The sequence below is a fragment of the Dichotomicrobium thermohalophilum genome (assembly GCF_003550175.1).
In the GTDB taxonomy this organism is placed as follows: domain Bacteria; phylum Pseudomonadota; class Alphaproteobacteria; order Rhizobiales; family Rhodomicrobiaceae; genus Dichotomicrobium; species Dichotomicrobium thermohalophilum.
Genome location: NZ_QXDF01000001.1, coordinates 445900 through 464927, shown reverse-complemented (window position 1 = coordinate 464927; position 19028 = coordinate 445900). Strand labels below are relative to the sequence as shown.

Genomic DNA, 19028 nt, shown 5'->3' with positions numbered 1-19028 from the left:
GCTGATTTGGCCTGCCTCGTCCGCTGCCCCCTTTGTTCCCCTAACTGACTATAAGCTGGATACTGTGCCGGCTGTCTAGATTCCTGCCGAGCGGCTGGAGAAGGTGAAGTTGTTCACGAGAAGCGCCGGCACGGCCACCGGCGCTCCGTGGAGGTCACCGCCGTGGATGCGCTCGCTCGGGCCGATGGCTTCGATGTTGGACAGCATCGAAAGCAGACTTTCGTTGAAGCGGAAGTTGCGGACCGGACCGACGATTTCGCCATTCTCGATGAGGAAATTGCCGTCGCGCGTGAGCCCGGTGAGAAGCAGGCTCTGCGGATCGAGCATGTTCGTGTACCACACGCGTGTCACGAGGATTCCGCGGGCGGTCGCCCGGATCATGTCTTGGAGCGATGTCCAGCCGCCCGCCATCGTCAGGGCGGCAGGTGCGGGGCGGGCATCCCGCCCGGTCCTCTGCGCCCAGTAGCGCGAACACGCCAGGGTCTTCACGACGCCGTCCTCGACCCAGACCGTGGCTTGATGGGGAAGGCCCTCGCGGTCGAAGGTCGGACTGGGCGCGAGCGGATCGGCGGGGTCGGAGGTGATTGTGACGCTCGGATCCAGAAGCTGCTGCCCGATCTTCGACTGGCCGGCCGCGCTGCTCAACCAGCTTCGCCCCTCATCCACCGCACGGGCGTCCAGCGCCCACATCAGATAGCGCAGCAGTTCCCCGGCCGCTGACGGCTCCAGCAGCACCGTGTACTTGCCCGGCTCCAGGTCAAGCGGCGTCGCATCGTGCGCGGCTTTGGCGACGGCGTCGCGGGCGATTTGCTCCGGATCGAGCGCATCGAAGCGATGCTCCGAGCCGCCGGCCCAGCCGGACCAGCTTCCGTCCTTGCGCCGCGCGGTCACGGTAAAATCCGCGATGCTGTCGCGCTCGTAAGCGAACAGCCCCGCGCTGTTGGCGACCGCGCGGAAGCGCCCGCCCGCCTCGGCATACCCGGCTGCATCCACGCCTCCGGCCTCGGCGGCGGCGATGGCCGTCTGCGCGGCCTCGGCAAGCCGCGCGGTCTCCAGTTGGGCCGTGTCGGTGTCGTAGGCGGCGTTGGACGCGTAGCTCTGCGGGCTTGGCGGCGGCATCTGCTCCGGATCGGGCGGCGCTTTGCGCGCGATCTCTTCCGAGCGGCGCTGGGCGGCATCGAGCGCGTCCTCATCGAGGCCGTTCACCGTCGCGGAGCCAGACCGCTGCCCGAACTGCGAGGTGATCGTCACGCCCACGGCGCTTCGTGCGCCGTTCGAGGTCGCGCTGTTTCGGGCAAAGCGCAGATTGACCTTGTCGCTACCGCTCACATGGACAATGCAGCCGTCCGCGCGCGACGCCGCGAGCCGGCGTGACGTGATCCGCTCGACCTCTTCGCGCGACAGCAGCATCTCAGGCTTTCCGTTCGGTGTTCAGGATCGTCACGCCGCGAAAGCGCCCGGGCACGGCGCCATGCGATACGGGCGCAGGCTGCATCGGCTGTCCCTTGCCGCAGGTGAAGGTTCCGCCAAGAAAATAGGTCGAGCGGTCACCCAGCCCGTCGAGCGAATTCCAGAACGGCACCGTGCGCCCCTGATAGGCGACATCGCGCAGCATCGGCCCGAGCTTGCCGTTGCGGATTTCGTAGAAGAGTTGGCCGGAGAACTGGAAGTTGTCGCGTTGCTGATCGATGCTCCAGCTTCCCGCGCCGTTGATGTAGATGCCGCGCTCGACCCCGCCGATCAGGTCATCGAGCGAGCATGCTTCCGGGTTCGGCTGCAGTGAAATGTTCGGCATCCGCTGGATCGGGAAATCCGCCGGACTGGCGCAGTAGGCGCAGCCATTGGACCCGTCGCGGCCGATCAGCTGCGCTTGTCCCATCGCCATCTGGTAGTTCTTGAACACACCATTCTCGATGACCGGAAACTCCCGGCCGGCGGTGCGTACGCCGTCATCGTCGTAGGCGACGGAGGCGAGCCCTTCGTCCTGCGACCGCTCGCCGATCACCGTCATCATCGGCGCGCCGAATTGCAGCGTGTCCAGCTTGTCCGGCGTCAGGAAGGACGTGCCGGCGAAATCCGCCTCCCAACCCAGCGCCCGGTCCAGTTCCGTGCTGTGGCCGATAGTTTCGTGAATGGTGAGAAACAGGTTGGTCGGGTCAATGACCACATCGTACGCGCCCGGCTCGACGGGCTTGGCGTGCAGCTTCTCACGAACTTCCGCGCCGGCCCTGCTGGCCTCGTCAACAAGATCACAGCGTTCAACATAGTCCCAGCCGGCGCCGCGCGCGGCAGCCAGGCTGTCGCGGGTCACGAACCGGCCGGTATCCCTGTCCACGGCGGTCGCGCGGAAGAACGGATAGCTGCGAACGCGCGTCTGGCAAATCTCGCTGCCACGCGTGCTGGCGAAGAATTTCTGCTCGCGAACGAACTGGAACGTCGCCGCGCAATAGTCGGCGCCAGCTTTCATCGCCGCGTCATTGATCGCCAGTAGATGATCGGCCTTTACGTCGGTCGGAACACTGAACGGCTCGACACCTACGGGCATGGCCCACTCCGCCTGGTAGCTCGGCAGGTCCTCGATCGCGATCGGTCGTTTCTGGATGACCGCGGTTGCGCGCGCGGTCGCGACGGCTGCATCGACAAGCCGACCGATCTCGGTGTCGGAGACCATGTTGCTGCCGGCAAAGCCCCAGCTACCGTTCACAAGGACCCGGACGCCGACCCCTGTCTCTGTCGCGGTATTGACAGCCTTCAGCTTGTCCTCGCGGGCAAAGAGAAGCTCGCTCTGATTGGTTCCGATGCGAATGTCCGCGTAATCGACCGCTGCGAGCCGGGCCTTGCGAAGCGCGGTATCCGCGAGATTTGCGCAGGTGCTGCGGTCAAGAAGGCCGTCTGTCATGAACCTTCCACTGTCTGCATGATACGGGGACGGGTGATCTCGTCACCCCTCACATCCAGGATGCATCAGGCTCAACACCACACAAGGCTAGCCTGAGCCGTCGACTGATGCCAGTGCCGCACATCATTTCCGCCCGTGGCGCGGGGCCGGACGAGCCACGCTGCGCGCTACCGATGCCCAGGTTTCAGCCGGTCTTGAAACTGCCCGGCGGCAGGCGCCAACTCTTTCCCCAGAACACATCGGGATCGACCTCTGCGGCCATGGCGATAGCAGAAGATGTTCGGCCGTGAACCTCATCGAGGGACAGGTCCGGGCGATGCTCCTGATAGGCGGAGACCGCGGCCTGGTAGGCCGGACCGTCCATGCGGGCCCGCCAGTATGTCTGGACATAGACGCTCACTGCGGCGCGGCACGCGGCGATTTCATCCGGCCGGTTCAAATCGAGTGTGACCATAAGACGGAATCCTAACGCAAGCGTCTACCCAGCGGAAAGAATTTCTTACAAACTATCGGCGCGTTGTCCGTGCAGCCCTGAAAAAAATCGCGGGCAAACCCGAAACAGGGCGGACAGGGTTCGATGCGTAGCTGCCTGAGAAGGATGCTTGATCAGTTGTCCGGATATGCGAAATGGCGGAGGGAGAGGGATTCGAACCCTCGAGACGGTTTCCCGCCTACACGCGTTCCAGGCGTGCGCCTTCGACCACTCGGCCACCCCTCCGCGATGCCATCTCTAAGGTAATCATTCCAGCGCAGGCCCTGCAATATAACGAAGGTGCGCGCTCACACAAGACGCGCGTTGGATCCGGTAGCGGTCTGCGCCGGTGACCTGCTCAGCGGCCTTGAACCTGGCGCTGGGCAGGCGTACACATCTTCATAGTTATTGGTTCACCTCGGCCGAATGAAGGGGATTCGGCATGCTCATTCTGAGAGTGCTCGGCGTATGGCTGATGCTGCTCGCGGTCGTCGCGCTAGTCTATGACGGCACGCGGATGCTGGCCGACAACGGCGCGCTCGTGTTCACCTCGCTGGGCGAACACTGGTATTCGATCCACCCGGAAAGCCTGAACGCGGCGCAGGCGGGGATTGAGCGTCACGTGGCGCCGTTTCTTTGGGACCCGGTGATCACGACGATCCTGCTACTGCCGGCGTGGATCGTGGTCGGCGGACTGGGCGCTCTGCTCTATCTGCTGGGCGACAGGCGCAAGCGGCTCGACGTCTTTACCAACTGACATCTATCCCGTCAGGATATACAGCTCAGCAATCTGGAAGCCGATCGCCGCGATGACGGCAACCGCGAACACCGCGAAAGCCAGCATCCAGAGCCATTTCTCGCGCTTGCGGGCCTTTTCGACGTCGACCGGCGTGCATTCTGCCGAGTCCCAGCTCGGCTCATCCTGGACCATGACGCGGAAGCGATTGCCGCAGTCAACAACGCCGCGCTTGTTGATGCTCACGCCCGCCCGCTCGGCAATGCGTTCAGCCACCTCGTTGAACGGCACAGCCGGGTCGGTCGTGTTTTCGCGAATATAGCCCAGCGTGAACCGCTCGCCGTCCTTGCGCAGGATGCTGACCGAGCGCATCAGCGTTGGCATGACGAGATAGCGGTAGATTTCCCCGCGCGTCTCGACCGCCGCGATCTGGTCATAAGGAATCTCGATCTCTGTGTAGGGGAACAAGGGCATCGGCCCACGCCAGTTGGGCAGCACCATGCGCGCGCCATCCTCGCCGAGTTCCAGCCGCGTGTGGGAAGCGGCGAACAGGAAAATGCCGATGTAGAGCAGGATGACAAGGCCGAGGATGAACATCACGGCAAAAATCGCCGCCGTGCCCGGCAGATTGTGCGTGGCCAGCCAGACCGTTCCTGCCCCCGCATTGACGGCGAACAGCAGGAACAGGAAAAAGCCGATACTCAGAATGACGCGCAGTCCGCGCCCATGCGTGTAGGCCGGAACCTCGCCAGTCGCCGTCGCTTGCGCCATCTCCCCGTCTCCATCGCAAGTGGCAAAGCGTTAGCAAATTGCGCCGGGGGGCGGGGCTGGTCAACACGAAAGTGAACGGCGCGCGCTTTGCACGGGCGAGGGCGCGGATTACCTTCAGAGGGCCAGTCAACGTTCAGCGAGAGATGTCATGGGACTGTTCACGCCACGCAAGAAGCTCACGATGCCCGCGCCGGAGGAGGCGCTGCCGGGCCGCAGGGACCCGATCCCGACGGCCGAGCGCCATTTCGTCAACGGCAAGCCGCTCAAGGGGCCTTATCCTGAGGGGATCGAGACGATCGTTTTCGGTATGGGCTGCTTCTGGGGGGCCGAGCGGCTGTTCTGGCAGATCCCGGGCGTCTACGTCACGGCGGTGGGGTATGCCGCCGGCTACACGCCGAACCCGACCTACGAGGAAGTCTGCTCCGGTATGACCGGGCATAACGAGGTCGTGCTCGTTGCTTATGACCCGCAACAGGTTTCGCTGCAGAAGCTTCTGCGGGTGTTCTGGGAGAGCCACGATCCGACGCAGGTCATGCGCCAGGGCAACGATGTCGGCACGCAGTACCGCTCTGCGATCTATTACACCACGCCGGAGCAGAAGGAAGCAGCCGAGGCCTCGCGCGAGACCTATGCCGAGGCGCTGAAGACGCGCGGGCAGGGGCCGATCGCCACCGAGATTCTCCCCGCGCCTGACTTCTACTTTGCGGAGGACTACCACCAGCAGTATCTGGCCAAGAACCCCGCCGGCTATTGCGGCATTCGCGGGACAGGCGTCTCCTACCCGATGGCCGAGGCGTAAGCGGTTCGCGCGCGACCGCCGGGCGGCTTAGGACTCGCTTTCGCCGCTGCCGGTCGCGCCAGATATATCGGCGTGGCGCTTTACGTGCCGGGCCTCGTCCGCCTTTCTCAGGTGGATTTTCAGCTTCTTGATCCGGCGCGGGTCAGCCTCCAGCACTTCGAACTCGATCCCGCTCGGATGCGGCACCAGCTCGCCGCGCAACGGCACGCGGCCCAAAAGCGTGAAGACCAGACCGCCAAGCGTGTCGACCTCGTCCTCGTGCTCGGGCGCGACCAGTTCCTCCACGCCCAGCCGCTCGGCCAGGTCCTCAATCGGCGTACGCGCCGATGCGATCAGGCCATCCGTCGCCTCGCGGATCTCCAGATCCCCGTTGGTGTCGTGCTCGTCCTCGATATTGCCGACGATTTCCTCGATCAGGTTCTCGATAGTCACAAGGCCGTCGGTGCCGCCGTATTCATCGACCACGATGGCGAGATGGATCGGCTGGCTCTGCATCCGTAGCAGCAGGCTGACCACGGGCATCGACGGCGGCACGTAAAGCACATCGCGCACCAGAAGCGAAGAATGGATCGGCCGCGACAGGTCCACGGCACCAAGCTGCATGGTCTGTCCATCAGCCGCGTTGCCCTCCGCGGGTTGCGCTGCCTTTTCCGCCTGTGTGGCGATCCAGGTTAGAAGGTCCTTGATATGGATCATGCCGGTCGGCGCATCCAGCGTCTCGCGGTAGACCGGCATTCGGGAGTGCCCGGCCTCGCGGAACAGACGGATCAGGTCCGACAGGGGCGCGCTTTCGTCGATGGCGACGATATCCGCGCGCGGCACCATCACGTCCTCCACGCGCAGGCCGCCGAAGCGGAGGGTGTTGAGCAGCCAGGTCCGTTCCTGCCGATCGAAGGCCTGTGCTTCGCGTGTTTCGCCTTTCAGCGCGCGTTCAAGCCGGGTTCGCAGATCTTCCTCGCCTTCAAAGCCAAGCCGCTGCGCGAACTGGCTAAAGAAATTTGCACCGTTCCCCGAACTGTCGTCCTCGGGCTGTGTATGCGCCCCGTTTCCGTTGCGGGACGCTTGTGAAATCTCGCTCATCGTCTGTCTAAACTGGACTGGTTAGGTTTCCGCAAGTGTCGCCTCTGCGTAGGGGTCCGGCAGGCCGAGACGTTCGAGCGCCGCGACCTCCAGCGCCTCCATGCGTTCCGCATCGTCCTCGGCGTCATGCGTATAGCCGAGAAGATGCAGCACACCGTGGACCACCAGATGCGTGGCATGGTCCAGAAAGCTCTTGCCCTGCTCGCCGGCCTCGCGTGCCACTGTCTCCCGCGCGACAATCACATCGCCCAGGTAAGGCGGCGCGCCCGGCTCCGGCGCGGTGTACTCTGCAGGGAAGGACAGCACGTTGGTGGGCTTGTCGGCGCCACGGAAATGCCGGTTCAGCGCGCGCACCTCTTCGTCATTGCTCAGCACGACCGTAACCGCACCGGGGCCGGTCTCAGCCATCTCCAGCGCAATCTCTGCGGCGGCGCACAGGCGATTGGCAATTGCGCGCGTATCGTCGCATTCGGATTGATCTTCGGGTAAGACAACGTCGATCGCGTGACCAGAAGCGGCGGTATCCGTCGTCGCCGCGCCACTCGATCTTTGCCCAGGGTCCGGGTCGTCGCTCATCGCTCTATCGGGCTTTGTTGTAGGCCTCGACGATCCGGGCGGCCAGTTCGCTGCGCACGACGTCCTGATTGGTGAAGGCGATATGGTCGATGCCTTCCACACCATCCAGAACAGACGTCGCCTCGGCAAGACCGGATGTCTGGCCCGGCGGAAGATCGATCTGGGAGGGATCTCCCGTGACGATCATCTTGCTGCCTTCCCCGAGGCGAGTCAAAAACATCTTCATTTGCATGGTTGTCGTGTTCTGTGCCTCGTCGAGGATCACGACCGAGTGGCTCAGCGTCCGTCCACGCATGAAGGCCAGCGGTGCGATCTCGATCACGCCCGTCTCCATGCCGCGCTGGACGCGCTCCGGCGGCAGCACGTCGTAAAGCGCGTCGTAAAGCGGGCGCAGATAAGGATCGACCTTCTCGCGCATGTCGCCGGGCAGGAAGCCGAGGCGCTCGCCCGCTTCCACCGCCGGCCGCGAGAGAATCAGTCGCTCGGTCTCGCCACGCTCCAGCAGTGCCGCGGCATGCGCCACTGCGAGGTATGTCTTGCCCGTGCCCGCTGGTCCAGTGCCGAAAACCAGATCGCAATTCTGAAGCGCATTGATGTAGGCGGATTGCGCCGGCGTGCGTGCCGTGATGACACGCTTGCGGGTGGCGATCTCACCCGGCCGGTCCTTGCTGGGCGCCTTGCTGGTCGCAGGTGCCTGCGCCGCCTCCTTCGCGCGGCGTCCTGCCCGCGCGTGGCGCAGCGCGCCATCGACATCGCCCGCGCTCACCTGTCCACCCGCTTCCAGCCGCGAATAGAGCCCTTCGAGCACGTCCCGGGCCACTTCGCACGCGCCTGTCGGGCCGTCCAGCATCACCACATTCCCGTGGGCGACGGCCTCAATGCCCAGCTTGTCCTCGATCATCACGAGATGGGAGTCGAACTCGCCAAGCAGCGCAGCCAGAAGCCGGTTGTCTTCAAAATGCAGTTGGAAACGATCCTGCGTCGGCAACGTCGGGTGTACCTTCAAGGGCGAACGCTGTTGCGGCATGCGCGGTGGTGACCTCTCCGTCGGGGCTGTTGATGTGTCGGCGCCCAGTCCGTCATGCCAGATTCGATAAGACGGTATCGGGCTTTCACAGCGGTTTTATGACACCTTTCAAACTGTTCGCGCCGGCTTGGGTAATCTCCACATCCACGATCTGGCCGACGGCCTCGGCCGGCGCCTCGACATGAACCGGCTGCAGATACGGCGAACGTCCGGTGAGTTGACCGGCATTGCGCCCGCTGGCTTCAAACAACACCGGCAGCGTCCGGCCCACCATCGAATCGTTGAAGGCCCGCTGCTGCTCCGCCAATAGCGCCTGCAGGGTGTGGAGCCGGTCGAGCTTCACGTCCTCCGGCACTTGCTCGTCCATCTCGGCCGCGGGCGTCCCTGGGCGGCTGCTGTACTTGAACGAGAAGGCGCTGGCGAAGCCGATCTCGCGCACTAGCTGCATTGTGGCCTCGAAATCGGCGTCAGTTTCGCCCGGGAAGCCCACGATAATATCCGTCGAAAGTGCAATATCCGGTCGCGCTCCACGCAGCTTGTCGATCGCGCGGCGGTATTCGTCAGCCGTATGGCGGCGGTTCATCTTGGCCAAGATGTGGTCGCTGCCCGCCTGAAATGGAAGATGCAGATAAGGCATCATTTGCGGCAAGTCACGGTGCGCGGCGTAGAGATCATCCGTCATGTCGAGCGGGTGGCTTGTCGTATAGCGAAGCCGCTCGATACCCGGGATTTCCGCCAGCGCATGCATCAGCCGCGCAAGGGACCAGTCTTTCCCGTCCGGGCCTTCGCCGTGATAGGCGTTGACGTTCTGGCCCAGAACCGTCAGTTCGCGCACACCGAAGTCGGCCAGACGCCGTGCCTCGGCCAGCACCTCCTCCACGGGGCGTGAGAACTCCGCCCCGCGCGTGTACGGCACGACACAGAACGTACAGAACTTGTCACAGCCTTCCTGCACAGTGAGGAACGCGCTCGGCCGGCGCGTCGCCGCGCGCTTGGGCAGTTCGGCGAACTTGTCTTCTTCCGGGAATTCGGTCTCGACGACCTTCTCGCCGCGGCCGGCCCGGCCCAGCAACTCCGGCAGCCGGTGATAGCTCTGCGCCCCGACGACGATATCAACGGCGGGCGCGCGGCGGATGATCTCCTGCCCCTCGGCCTGTGCGACGCAGCCGGCCACCGCGATCAGCGTGTCACCTTCACCCGCCTCGCGGCGGCGTTCGCGTGCTTCGCGCACGCGCCCAAGCTCGGAATAGACCTTTTCGGCGGCCTTCTCGCGGATATGACAGGTGTTGAGGATGACCAGATCGGCATCGTCTATCGACTCGCTCTGCGCATAGCCCAGCGGCGCAAGCGCCTCTGCCATACGGTCGCTGTCGTAGACGTTCATCTGACAGCCGAAGGTCTTGATAAAGACCTTCCGGTTCGCGGTTGAATGCTGCCACTCAGACAATGGTTCTCACCCTGTGCCGGTCGGTTTCTGCGCCCCGAGATTGCAAGCATATCGCAATGCCCGCGCCCCGGCGCAATAGCTTATTCCGCCGCCGCGCGCGCAGTGAGCAATTCCGCGAAGTTGCGCCGGACTTGCGCCTCGGATATCGCAGCCAGCTTCTTGCGGTCGCGCACATTCTCCAGACGCAGCGGTGCGCCGATTCGCACCTGCGCATCCAGCGGCCCCTGCCGCAGCAGGCCCCAGACATGGCTCATCATGTCCATGTCGCCGTACCACGCCACATGCGTCCGCGCGACGCGCCCCATCGGCAGGCCATACATGCGGGTGTAGGCCAGCGCCAACGTCTGGACATCCGCACCGTCGCCCTCTTCCTCGGCGGCCAGCGCCGCCGCGCCGATGAGCGCACTCTTGAACGGCAGGATCTGGTTGCCGTCGCTGCTTGTGCCCTCCGCGAACAGGACGATGCGCTCGCCCGCATCAAGGCGCTCGGCGATCTCGTGCGCCGTGTCCTTCACCGTCGTGCGCCGCTCGCGATCGACGAATACGGTGCGCTGCAGCTTCGCCATCAACCCAAACAACGGCCAGTCCGCCACCTCGCGTTTGGCAACGAAATGCACCGGCGCGACCGCGCTGATGACGATGATGTCCAGCCAGGAGATGTGATTCGCGATCAGCAGCACCGGACGGCCGTGCGAAATCTCGCCTGTGATGTGTACGCGCACATCCAGCAACCAGCACATCAGGCGGTGGTAGTAATGCGGAAGCCATTCGCTCCAGCGCGAGCCAAGCTTCAGCAGCAACCACTGCACCGGGATGAGCAGAAGCGTGATCAGGAAGAAGACGCTCAGCAGGAGAGCCGCCCGAATCCGGTCCATCAGCGCACGCCTCCCAAGGATGCCCTGCCCGGGTCACGCATCGACTTCCTCATCTTCCTGATCGCTGCTTTCGTCCTGATCCGGCTCGCGCTCCAGCGGAACGCCATACAACTCCATCCTGTGGCCGACCAGTCGATAGCCAAGCTCGCGGGCCACTCGCTCCTGAATGCGCTCGATCTCGTCGTCACGAAATTCGATGACCCGGCCGGTGTCCATGTCGATCAGGTGGTCGTGGTGGCTGCCCTCGGCCTCCTCGTAGCGCGCGCGGCCGTCGCCGAAATCATGGCGCTCGACGATCCCCTGCTCCTCGAAGAGCCGCACGGTGCGGTACACTGTAGCAAGCGAAATACGCTCGTCGATATCGTTGGAGCGGCGATAGACCTCCTCCACATCCGGGTGATCGGTCGCGTTGGAGAGAACGCGCGCAATGACTCTGCGCTGGCCGGTCATGCGCAGGCCCTTTTCTTCGCAAAGCTCTTCAATACGGCTCCGGCGTTTCGGCTTGGCCGGCATTCTCCCCTCGACAGTCTATGGCTGCGAACCTACCGCGGCGCGGCATCGTCCAAGTCGCAGCGTAGCACAAGGGCCGCCGTGCCCGCGAGGCTGGGGGCGCCTGCGCCGCGATAATAGCCTTCGCGCCGGCCCACGCAAAAGAACCCTGTCTTTTCATACAGGTTGCGCGCGGCGAGGTTATTCTCGGCGACATCGACGAAGAAGTGCCGCGCGCCCCGCTGGCGCGCCTCTTCCATTGCGACGGCGAGCAGGCGTCGACCGCGCCCCTGACGGCGCCGCTCGGGCGTCACTCCGAAGGTCAGCACCTCCGCCTCGTCGGCCACCGCGCGGCACAGGATAAAGCCACTGAGTGGATCAGCGCCCGTGCCGAAGCCGAAGACCCTGGCCTCGCTGAGAAAGTTGCGAAAATCCGCCGCCGGCCAGCCGGGCGGGAAGGACAAGGCGTGAAGCGCGGCGAGCGCGGCCGCGTCGGCTGTGGTGAGCGGCGCGATTGTAAAGGGCGGCGCCTTCGCCCGTACGTGCCTCACCGGCCCAGGCGCGCCACGGCAAAGCCATCCTGCGGCTTCGCATCCGGCGCACGCAGATAAAGGGGCGACAGCGGCGAAGTCTCAGGCGCGCGGTCGGCACAGATGGCAGCGAGGTCGGCCGCATCCGGGAGGATATCCGGCTGAAGCGCGATCACGCGCCGGTCAGGCCCGGCTGCCTGCGCGAGGAACGGCGCGCCGCTGCCGACTGCCACGCAGTCTTCATGCGGCATTGTACGGGCGCAATCCTCGGGCGACAGCGCCTGCGCATCCGACACCGCGCGCCCACCCGCGAACTGCTGGCAATAAAGCTCGCCGCGACGCGCATCCATCGCGACAACGAACGGCTCGCGCGCCTGTTCTGGCGTCAACCGGGACGCTGCGCCATGCGCGATGACCTCAAGACTGGTCGCTGCGATGACGGGCTTGTCCGCCGCCAGCGCCAGCCCGCGTGCCGCCGCGACTCCAACGCGCACGCCGGTGAAACTCCCCGGTCCACGCGTCACCGCGATCGCGTGCAGATCAGCGAAGCTCACGCCCGCCTCGGTCATCACCTCGCGGATCATCGGGAAAAGCGCCTCGGCATGCCCGCGGCTCATCGCCTGAAAGCGGCGGGCTACGACGCCATCACGCCAGACGGCCGCGGAGCAGGCCGCCATGCTGGTGTCGAAGGCGAGCATTGTCATGCCCGCCTCCAGATATTGTCAGATGATGCTTGCGATCTCATCGAACTCGAAGCGCGGCAGCCGCGGGAACAGCACGCTCTCGTCACCATAGCCGATATTGCAGAGGAAATTCGACTTGTAGCGGCCGTCCGGGAAGAATTCGCGGTCCACGCCGTCATTGTCAAAGCCCGACATCGGGCCGCAGTCCAGCCCCAGTGCGCGCGCCGCCATGATGAAGTAGCCGCCCTGCAGCGTGCCATTGCGGAAGCCGTTCATGAACGTTGCTTCTTCGCTGCCGGTGAACCAGTCGCGGGATTCCGGCGCGTGGGGGAACAGCTTGTGCTGATACTCGTAGAACTGGGTGTCCCACGCGATGATCGCGCAGACCGGCGCGGCCATCGTCTTGTCGCGGTTGTTGCCCATCAGATGCGGCTTCAGTCGCTCCTTGGCCTCATGCGACTTGACAAAGACGAACCGCGCGGGCGAGCAGTTCGCGCTCGTCGGCCCCATTTTCATGAGGTTGATTATCGCGTGGAGCTGCTCGTCGGTGACCTCGCGGTCGTGCCAGGCATTATGCGTCCGCGCCTCGCGAAAGAGCTGATCGAGCGCGGCGTCATCCAGTGGCTCAGCCATGCTTCCCCCGATCTCCTTGTGTGAGTGGCACGCCGATTCTATCGGCGCGACCGGCTTACATCACCGGGCGAACCGCCTGAACCTCCGGGACAAAATGGCGCAGCAGGTTTTCAATCCCCTGCTGGAGCGTCGCCGTGGAGGACGGGCAGCCAGCGCAGGCGCCGCGCATATGCAGATACACCACACCGTCGCGATAGGCGTGGAACGTGATGTCGCCGCCGTCCTGCGCCACGGCGGGGCGTACGCGGGTCTCGAGCAGCTCCTTGATGGTCTTCACCGTGTCGGCGTCCTCTTCGGCGTAGCTCTCGTCGCCGGCCTGCTCCTCCTCCACGTCGGTGACAACCGGCGCGTCGGACATGAAGTGCTCCATGATCGCGCCGAGCACGGCCGGGCGCAGATGCTGCCAGTCCTCGCTGTCGCGCTTGCTTACCGAGATGAAGTCGGTCGCCAGGAACACGGCTTCCACGCCGTCAATGTCGAATAGCCGCGCGGCGAGCGGCGAAACCTCGGCCGCCTCGGACGCATCGCGAAAGTCGCGCGTACCGGAGGGAAGCACCTCGCGGCCGGGAATGAACTTGAGCGTCGCCGGATTCGGAGTCGCTTCGGTCTGGATGAACATCGTACACCTCGAAGTTGGCAGACGCCGGCCAACACGCCGGCTGATTTAGAACGTTTATAATCTGACCTCAGTTTGGGCTTGCCGGGCGCGAATTGCAACCCGCCGCGCATTGCGCTGGATCAAATTTCGGGAAAAATCGCCGCCCTAAGCGGTCGGGCGCTCAAGATCAGTGACGCGGGCAACAGCCAGGACATCCACTGCGGTGGCCCCCGCATCCTTGAGCGCCAGCGCGCAGGCCTCGACTGTCGCGCCGGTCGTGATCACGTCATCAATGAGCAGAACGTGCTTGCCAGCCAGCGCCTGCGCCCGTCCCGGCGGCACGCGGAATGCCCCCTCCACATTCGCGCGTCGCTCGCCGAAGGCCAGACCGACTTGCTGCTGTGTGTAGCGCACGCGTTTCAGGCCCAGGACCATCGGTTTGTCATGCGCCCGCGCCAGCCGCCCGGCCAGCACGGCCGACTGGTTGAAGCGCCGGCGCAAAAGCCGCCAGGGGTGCAACGGCACCGGCGCAATCACATCGGCTTCGGCGATGAGCGCGCGACCGGCGTCGCTCATCCATTGGCTGAACAAGGGAACCGCCTCATGCCTGTCGGCGTACTTGAAGGCATGGATCAACTCGCGCGCCACACCATCAAAGGCCAGCGCGGCACGCGCACGGTCATACAGGGGTGGATGCCGCAGGGCCATGGACGACACCGCCTGATCTCCGGCATCATAGGGCAGCGGAAGGCCGAGCCGGTGGCACAGTGGTGGGCGGATGAAGCGCAGCCCGTTCCAGCAGCGCGGGCACAGCGCATTGTGCCGGTCGAGCGGGTCGTGACAGACGATGCACACCGGCGGCAGCACGAGATCGCCAAGATAGCGCAGGCCGGCGGCGGCCCAGCTTCGCAGACCGCTCGTGCGCTCAATATGTGACGGAAGTGCCAACGTCTTTCACCCCTCACGCGAAACAGTCGGACTATATCAGGCCGAGCAACCATGACCAGCCCGTCAGACCTCTTTGACCGCAAGATGCTTGCCCGCCAGCGAAACCGCGCGGCGCAGCGCATCGGAGCGCATGATTTCCTGCTCCACCGCGCCGCGGAGGACATCGTCGAGAGACTCGGGGTGATCCAGCGCGCGTTTCCAGTCGCGGTGAATGTCGGCGCGCACCATGGCGTGCTTTCGCGCGCGCTCGTCGAACTGGAGAGCGTAGGTACCGTCATCAGCGTCGAGGAGAGCCCCGCCCTACTCCGCCAGTGCCCGGCGCCGCGCGTGCGCGCCGACATGGAGATGCTGCCTTTCGGCGGCGAGAAGCTCGATCTGGTGGTCTCGGCGCTGGCGCTCCAGTTCGCCAACGACCTCCCCGGAACGCTGGTCCAAATCCGCCGTGCGCTCAAGCCGGACGGCCTGTTCCTTGGCGCGCTACTGGGCGGGGCAACTCTGCAGGAGCTTCGGGCCGCGCTGATGGCTGCGGAGACCGAGATCACCGGCGGCGCCGCGCCGCGCGTGGCGCCCATGGCCGATGTCCGCGACTTTGGCGGGCTTCTGCAGCGCACCGGCTTCAACCTGCCGGTGAGTGACACGGATGTCGTGCAGGTCAGCTATGAGACGCCCTTCGCCCTGATGCATGAATTGCGCGGGATGGGCGCGGTCAACGCCCTGCGCGAGCGTTCAAGCCGCCCGCTGCGTCGGGATGTGCTTATGCGTGCGGCTGAGATTTACGCGGATCATTACGGCATCGCTGACGGCCGCGTTTCCGCGACCTTCGAGATCATCACGCTGACCGGTTGGGCACCGCACGAAAGCCAGCAGAAGCCACTACGCCCCGGTTCAGCCCAGGCGCGGCTCGCCGATGCCCTCGGCACCGAGGAGCACAGCGCGGGTGATAAGGCCAATCCCGGCCCAGTCAGAAACTCGGACTGAAGCCCGCCTCGTCCAGCGCGCGGATCAGCTTGGTCGCGGCTGCTTCACCCATGGAAAGCAGGGGCGGACGAACCGTGCGGAGCGAGGGCGCCTCGCGATAATGCGCCAGAACCGCCTTGAGCGCGGGAATGGTTCCGGCGTCGCGAATGACCTCACGGATTCTGGAAATCTGCGCCTGTATCTCCCCGGCGTCCGGCTCTTCCCATTTGTCGTAAAGCTCGGCGATCATCGGCGCGTTGATATTGGCCATTGCCGTGATCGTGCCGGCGCCGCCCGCGCGCCTGTTTTGCAGCAGGAAATCCTCGCTGCCGGAGAACACTGCGAAATCCGGGACGGATTCCAGCACCGCCTCCGTGTAGGACCAGTCGCCGGAGGAATCCTTCAGGCCAACGACTGTCTCGGGAAACTTGTCTGCCAGCCGCTTCACCAGATCGACCGACCATCCGACCTGGGCCACCGGCGGGATATGGTAGAGATAAATGTGCAGCGTGCTGCTCTCCATCCGGTCGATCAGCTCGCTGACGTATTGGAAAAGACCATCGTCGCTGACGTTCTTGTAGTAGAAAGGCGGCAGCAGAAGTACCCCGCGGCAGCCCAGTTCCACCGCCTGGCGCGTGAGCGTCAGCGTGTCCGCGAGCGAACACATCCCCGTTCCGGGCATGAGGTCATCCGGCGATATGCCGCTGTCAACCAGGCCGCGCAGAAGCTGCTTGCGCTCGGTCTGGCCGAGCGAGTTGGCCTCGCTGGTGGTGCCGAAGGGGGCGAGCGCGTCGCAGCCATTCGAGAGCAGCCAGTGGGCGTGCTCATAAAACCGCTCCTCGTCGACCGCGCCTTCGTCATTGAAGGGCGTGACCACCGGCGCGATCACGCCGCTCATCTGATCATTATTGGCCATGTTCCATCCTCGTGGTCAGGGCATCGGGATTTTCTGGTTGGATTCCGGAACGTTGTAGCCCCGCTTCACGGCCGGGCGCTCCGCGATTGTGAGGTACCACCGCTTGACGTTCGGATAATCGTCCAAATCGATCGTCTGATAATCGAAGCGCGCAATCCACGGGAAAATCGCCATGTCCGCGATCGTGTAAACGTCCGCCACGAATTCGCGTTCCGCGAGCCGCCGGTCAAGGACGCTGTAGAGCCGCTTGCCTTCCTTCAGGTATCGCTGCTCGGCGTATTCGCTCACGCCAGGGTTGAACTTGACGAAGTGGTGAACCTGACCGAGAAACGGGCCGGGCCCGCCCATCTGCCACATCAGCCATTCGACCGTGCGCCATTTGCCCTCGAAATCCTGGGGCCAGAACTGCCCGGTCTTCTCCGCCAGATACATCAGGATCGCGCCGGACTCCATGAGCGCCAGGCCGGTGTCATGATCGCGGATCGCGGGGATCTTGTTGTTGGGGCTGACCTCAAGGAACTCTGGCGAGAATTGCTCGTCCTTGCCGATGTTGATGGGGATGACATTGTAGTCGAGGCCCATCTCTTCCAGCGCGATGGACACTTTCCGGCCGTTCGGCGTCGCCCAGGTGTAAAGGTCGATCATGTGCTGTCCTCTGAGTGCGTCTGTTTCGCGCGGGTTATGACACGGGCGCGGGCAAGATGGCCAGCGGCTCTATTGGCGCGCCTTTGATCCGAAAAGCGGTTCTCACTTTTCGGAATGCGCTTTACGGCATCAGCCCGGCGAGCCGCATCGCGAAAATCCAGCCCGTCACCGTCAGCGCGCTGAGCACGGTCGTGAAGAACACGATCGCGGAGACGAACTGCGGCTGCGCGCGGTACTGCGCGGCGAAGATTGCCAGCATGATGCCCGTCGGCGTCGCCGTGCCGACGACGAAGAAGGCGACCATCGCATCAGGAAAGCCCGTCGCTACCGCCAGCGCCCATGTCACGGCCGGCGCGGCGAGCAGCTTTATGGCCGCCGTGCTCGCCAGCGGCCCGCGCGCGGTCTCGGTGGTTACGGTCGTCAGCTGCGCGCCCAGCAGGAACAGCGCCATCGGCGTAAGCGCATCGCCCATCAGCTCCAGCGGCGTCGCAATCGCGACCGGCAAACTGACCTCGAAGCCCTTGAGCGCCAGTCCGGCCGCCACGGCGGGGAGCACGGGCGAGCCGAACAGCAGCTTGGCCACGCTCGGCCCGTCCGGGCCGCCGCGCGCCATCAGCCAGATGCCTGCCGTGGAGACCAGCACCATGTGCGCGCTGACGGCGACGGTCTGATGCAGCAGGAAGTCGGAAGGAAAGGTCAGAGCAATCAGCGGCAGGCCGTAATTCCCGCTGTTGGGAAACGCGATCAGCCAGCCGAACATATGCCGCATCTCCGCGCCCTGGCCGAGGATCAGCGCGAGTCCATAGCCCATCACATAGTGCACGGCGAACTGCAGCAGCACGAACCAGGCCGTCGGCCAGATCTCGATAAGCGGGATTTCCGCAGATGTCAGGAAGTGGATGAGCGCCGCCGGCAAGATAACGTTCACCATCAGCCGGGACAGCGTGTCGAGGTCGAAAGCCAGCCGCCGCTGGGCGAACCAGCCCAGCGCGGCAAGCACGAGCACAGGCAGGGTAATGCCCGTCAGGATTTCCGTGAATATCGCCAAGGATCGGTCCTGCTGGAGTCAGGCAAAGCACGCGCTGGGGATTCAGGCCGCTGCTGCGCGGCTGTCAAGCTCGCAGGTGGAATTTGATGCGTAATGAAGCCTTGGCCGGCGCGCGCCTGCCATGCACCATGCGCTGACGGTGTGAGACGACCGTCCCAAGGGAAAGTTGCCGATCGCCCTACCGCGCGAGCCAAAGTGCCGGCCGGACGAAGACGGCAAAGAAATCATCGCGTATAATGCGAGGCCGGGGCCTCGCGCCAAGTCAGCCAGGAGCATCGCCCCAAATCATGCGGCTGGATCGCCGCGGCCCTCGTGATGAGGTTGCTTGGCGCGTGACCGCGCTACTCCTCATCCTCGTCGCCCCCGGACTTGCGGATCTGCAGCTGCGTGTAACCCTGTTCGCCGAGCCGGTCGAGCAGGCCGAGTTGGGTTTCCAGCCACTCGATATGGCCTTCTTCGTCGTGGACGAGGTTGGTGAACAGGTCGCGGCTCACCAGATCGCCCGCCTCCTGGCACGCCTGCGCAGCCTGGGTGTAGAACTTGCGCGCCTCGTGCTCGTCGCGCAGGTCGGCCTCGAACATGTCGCGCAAGGTCTGGGCCCGGTTGACCTTGTTCATTGAGGTCATGTCGGGATCACCCTCCAGAAAGAGCATCCGCTCGATCAACATGTTGGCGTGACCCTGCTCCTCCTGCATCTCCTCGTTCATTTTTTCGCTCAGACCGTCCAAGCCCCAATCCTTCAGCACATGCGAATGCAGCATGTACTGGTGGGCCGCCGTGAACTCCATCGTCAGGGCCTTCTGCAGATGCTCGAGAACGACCTCTTCGCCTTTCATGCCAGTCTCCATGTGTCTGCGGTCTTGGATATGCGCCGCTCAGCTTAACAGGACGCCTGCGGA

General features: G+C 64.5%; 22 protein-coding genes and 1 tRNA gene. 3 read left to right on the top strand and 20 right to left on the bottom strand.

Going from position 1 to position 19028, the window contains the following annotated elements:
* Window positions 1–75: 75 nt before the first annotated feature.
* From BXY53_RS02125 to BXY53_RS02110, 4 genes are all read right to left on the bottom strand, one after another.
* A complete protein-coding gene (locus tag BXY53_RS02125; protein WP_119060286.1) occupies window positions 76–1410 on the bottom strand; it encodes a TldD/PmbA family protein in 1335 nt (444 codons plus the stop codon).
* Between the two features lies 1 nt (window position 1411).
* Window positions 1412–2899, bottom strand: a complete 1488-nt coding sequence (locus tag BXY53_RS02120; RefSeq protein WP_119060285.1) for a TldD/PmbA family protein — start codon at window positions 2897–2899, stop codon at window positions 1412–1414.
* A 184-nt stretch (window positions 2900–3083) separates the two neighbouring features.
* Window positions 3084–3353, bottom strand: coding sequence for a hypothetical protein (locus tag BXY53_RS02115; protein ID WP_119060284.1), 270 nt, complete (start codon window positions 3351–3353; stop codon window positions 3084–3086).
* A 174-nt stretch (window positions 3354–3527) separates the two neighbouring features.
* Window positions 3528–3617: transfer RNA gene (locus BXY53_RS02110), tRNA-Ser, on the bottom strand.
* Window positions 3618–3813: 196 nt separating this feature from the next.
* On the opposite strand from BXY53_RS02110, the gene BXY53_RS02105 reads away from it, so the two are divergent.
* Entirely contained in the window at window positions 3814–4128 is a 315-nt protein-coding gene (locus BXY53_RS02105) for a hypothetical protein (protein ID WP_119060283.1), read from the top strand.
* Window positions 4129–4131: 3 nt separating this feature from the next.
* Here BXY53_RS02105 and BXY53_RS02100 read toward each other — a convergent pair whose 3' ends face one another.
* Window positions 4132–4878 carry a hypothetical protein gene (locus BXY53_RS02100; RefSeq protein ID WP_119060282.1) on the bottom strand — a complete coding sequence of 249 codons (747 nt, stop codon included), beginning with the start codon at window positions 4876–4878 and terminating at the stop codon, window positions 4132–4134.
* A 148-nt stretch (window positions 4879–5026) separates the two neighbouring features.
* Here BXY53_RS02100 and msrA point away from each other — a divergent pair, with 148 nt between their 5' ends.
* Window positions 5027–5677 carry a peptide-methionine (S)-S-oxide reductase MsrA gene (gene msrA / locus BXY53_RS02095; RefSeq protein WP_119060281.1) on the top strand — a complete coding sequence of 217 codons (651 nt, stop codon included), beginning with the start codon at window positions 5027–5029 and terminating at the stop codon, window positions 5675–5677.
* 27 nt (window positions 5678–5704) lie between these two features.
* Here the strand turns inward: msrA and BXY53_RS02090 are convergent, their stop codons facing one another.
* The 11 genes from BXY53_RS02090 to BXY53_RS02040 all read right to left on the bottom strand — a co-directional run bounded on the left by BXY53_RS02090 (window position 5705) and on the right by BXY53_RS02040 (window position 14563).
* Complete coding sequence (locus tag BXY53_RS02090) at window positions 5705–6757, bottom strand: hemolysin family protein (RefSeq protein ID WP_119060280.1); 1053 nt, start codon at window positions 6755–6757, stop codon at window positions 5705–5707.
* Window positions 6758–6778: 21 nt separating this feature from the next.
* Window positions 6779–7333 (bottom strand): rRNA maturation RNase YbeY, encoded by a 555-nt coding sequence (ybeY, locus tag BXY53_RS02085; RefSeq protein ID WP_119060279.1) that lies wholly within the window; start codon window positions 7331–7333, stop codon window positions 6779–6781.
* Between the two features lie 4 nt (window positions 7334–7337).
* Entirely contained in the window at window positions 7338–8360 is a 1023-nt protein-coding gene (locus BXY53_RS02080; protein WP_119060278.1) for a PhoH family protein, read from the bottom strand.
* Window positions 8361–8445: 85 nt separating this feature from the next.
* Window positions 8446–9807 (bottom strand): tRNA (N6-isopentenyl adenosine(37)-C2)-methylthiotransferase MiaB, encoded by a 1362-nt coding sequence (gene miaB, locus BXY53_RS02075; protein ID WP_280985244.1) that lies wholly within the window; start codon window positions 9805–9807, stop codon window positions 8446–8448.
* Between the two features lie 80 nt (window positions 9808–9887).
* Window positions 9888–10682, bottom strand: a complete 795-nt coding sequence (gene olsA / locus BXY53_RS02070; protein ID WP_119060277.1) for a lyso-ornithine lipid O-acyltransferase — start codon at window positions 10680–10682, stop codon at window positions 9888–9890.
* A gap of 33 nt (window positions 10683–10715) precedes the next feature.
* Complete coding sequence (locus tag BXY53_RS02065; protein ID WP_119060276.1) at window positions 10716–11195, bottom strand: Fur family transcriptional regulator; 480 nt, start codon at window positions 11193–11195, stop codon at window positions 10716–10718.
* A 29-nt stretch (window positions 11196–11224) separates the two neighbouring features.
* A complete protein-coding gene (locus BXY53_RS02060; RefSeq protein ID WP_119060275.1) occupies window positions 11225–11722 on the bottom strand; it encodes a GNAT family N-acetyltransferase in 498 nt (165 codons plus the stop codon).
* Entirely contained in the window at window positions 11719–12405 is a 687-nt protein-coding gene (gene tsaB / locus BXY53_RS02055; protein WP_119060274.1) for a tRNA (adenosine(37)-N6)-threonylcarbamoyltransferase complex dimerization subunit type 1 TsaB, read from the bottom strand. Before tsaB ends, BXY53_RS02060 begins: the two co-directional genes overlap by 4 nt.
* A gap of 18 nt (window positions 12406–12423) precedes the next feature.
* Window positions 12424–13017 (bottom strand): malonic semialdehyde reductase, encoded by a 594-nt coding sequence (locus BXY53_RS02050; protein WP_119060273.1) that lies wholly within the window; start codon window positions 13015–13017, stop codon window positions 12424–12426.
* A gap of 55 nt (window positions 13018–13072) precedes the next feature.
* Window positions 13073–13636 carry a NifU family protein gene (locus BXY53_RS02045; protein ID WP_119060272.1) on the bottom strand — a complete coding sequence of 188 codons (564 nt, stop codon included), beginning with the start codon at window positions 13634–13636 and terminating at the stop codon, window positions 13073–13075.
* A gap of 144 nt (window positions 13637–13780) precedes the next feature.
* The gene (locus BXY53_RS02040) at window positions 13781–14563 is read right to left on the bottom strand and encodes a ComF family protein (RefSeq protein WP_245410325.1); all 783 of its coding nucleotides are present in this window, start codon (window positions 14561–14563) and stop codon (window positions 13781–13783) included.
* Window positions 14564–14614: 51 nt separating this feature from the next.
* Here BXY53_RS02040 and BXY53_RS02035 point away from each other — a divergent pair, with 51 nt between their 5' ends.
* On the top strand, window positions 14615–15541 hold the full coding sequence (locus tag BXY53_RS02035; RefSeq protein WP_119060271.1) for a methyltransferase domain-containing protein: 927 nt from the start codon (window positions 14615–14617) through the stop codon (window positions 15539–15541).
* Here the strand turns inward: BXY53_RS02035 and BXY53_RS02030 are convergent.
* From BXY53_RS02030 to bfr, 4 genes are all read right to left on the bottom strand, one after another.
* Window positions 15525–16436 (bottom strand): dihydrodipicolinate synthase family protein, encoded by a 912-nt coding sequence (locus BXY53_RS02030; RefSeq protein WP_119060270.1) that lies wholly within the window; start codon window positions 16434–16436, stop codon window positions 15525–15527. The genes BXY53_RS02035 and BXY53_RS02030 overlap by 17 nt on opposite strands.
* A gap of 15 nt (window positions 16437–16451) precedes the next feature.
* Complete coding sequence (locus BXY53_RS02025; RefSeq protein ID WP_119060269.1) at window positions 16452–17081, bottom strand: glutathione S-transferase N-terminal domain-containing protein; 630 nt, start codon at window positions 17079–17081, stop codon at window positions 16452–16454.
* Window positions 17082–17202: 121 nt separating this feature from the next.
* Window positions 17203–18129, bottom strand: a complete 927-nt coding sequence (locus BXY53_RS02020; RefSeq protein WP_119060268.1) for an AEC family transporter — start codon at window positions 18127–18129, stop codon at window positions 17203–17205.
* A gap of 341 nt (window positions 18130–18470) precedes the next feature.
* Complete coding sequence (gene bfr, locus BXY53_RS02015; protein ID WP_119061713.1) at window positions 18471–18965, bottom strand: bacterioferritin; 495 nt, start codon at window positions 18963–18965, stop codon at window positions 18471–18473.
* Window positions 18966–19028 lie beyond the last annotated feature (63 nt).

Excerpts from the sequence above, each read along its gene's own strand:
- BXY53_RS02125 (WP_119060286.1), bottom strand. The coding sequence starts at position 1,410 with ATGCTGCTGTCGCGCGAAGAGGTCGAGCGGATCACGTCACGCCGGCTC.
- BXY53_RS02120 (WP_119060285.1), bottom strand. The coding sequence starts at position 2,899 with ATGACAGACGGCCTTCTTGACCGCAGCACCTGCGCAAATCTCGCGGAT.
- BXY53_RS02115 (WP_119060284.1), bottom strand. The coding sequence starts at position 3,353 with ATGGTCACACTCGATTTGAACCGGCCGGATGAAATCGCCGCGTGCCGC.
- BXY53_RS02105 (WP_119060283.1), top strand. The coding sequence starts at position 3,814 with ATGCTCATTCTGAGAGTGCTCGGCGTATGGCTGATGCTGCTCGCGGTC.
- BXY53_RS02100 (WP_119060282.1), bottom strand. The coding sequence starts at position 4,878 with ATGGCGCAAGCGACGGCGACTGGCGAGGTTCCGGCCTACACGCATGGG.
- msrA (WP_119060281.1), top strand. The coding sequence starts at position 5,027 with ATGGGACTGTTCACGCCACGCAAGAAGCTCACGATGCCCGCGCCGGAG.
- BXY53_RS02090 (WP_119060280.1), bottom strand. The coding sequence starts at position 6,757 with ATGAGCGAGATTTCACAAGCGTCCCGCAACGGAAACGGGGCGCATACA.
- ybeY (WP_119060279.1), bottom strand. The coding sequence starts at position 7,333 with ATGAGCGACGACCCGGACCCTGGGCAAAGATCGAGTGGCGCGGCGACG.
- BXY53_RS02080 (WP_119060278.1), bottom strand. The coding sequence starts at position 8,360 with ATGCCGCAACAGCGTTCGCCCTTGAAGGTACACCCGACGTTGCCGACG.
- olsA (WP_119060277.1), bottom strand. The coding sequence starts at position 10,682 with ATGGACCGGATTCGGGCGGCTCTCCTGCTGAGCGTCTTCTTCCTGATC.
- BXY53_RS02065 (WP_119060276.1), bottom strand. The coding sequence starts at position 11,195 with ATGCCGGCCAAGCCGAAACGCCGGAGCCGTATTGAAGAGCTTTGCGAA.
- tsaB (WP_119060274.1), bottom strand. The coding sequence starts at position 12,405 with ATGACAATGCTCGCCTTCGACACCAGCATGGCGGCCTGCTCCGCGGCC.
- BXY53_RS02050 (WP_119060273.1), bottom strand. The coding sequence starts at position 13,017 with ATGGCTGAGCCACTGGATGACGCCGCGCTCGATCAGCTCTTTCGCGAG.
- BXY53_RS02045 (WP_119060272.1), bottom strand. The coding sequence starts at position 13,636 with ATGTTCATCCAGACCGAAGCGACTCCGAATCCGGCGACGCTCAAGTTC.
- BXY53_RS02035 (WP_119060271.1), top strand. The coding sequence starts at position 14,615 with ATGACCAGCCCGTCAGACCTCTTTGACCGCAAGATGCTTGCCCGCCAG.
- BXY53_RS02030 (WP_119060270.1), bottom strand. The coding sequence starts at position 16,436 with ATGGCCAATAATGATCAGATGAGCGGCGTGATCGCGCCGGTGGTCACG.
- BXY53_RS02025 (WP_119060269.1), bottom strand. The coding sequence starts at position 17,081 with ATGATCGACCTTTACACCTGGGCGACGCCGAACGGCCGGAAAGTGTCC.
- bfr (WP_119061713.1), bottom strand. The coding sequence starts at position 18,965 with ATGAAAGGCGAAGAGGTCGTTCTCGAGCATCTGCAGAAGGCCCTGACG.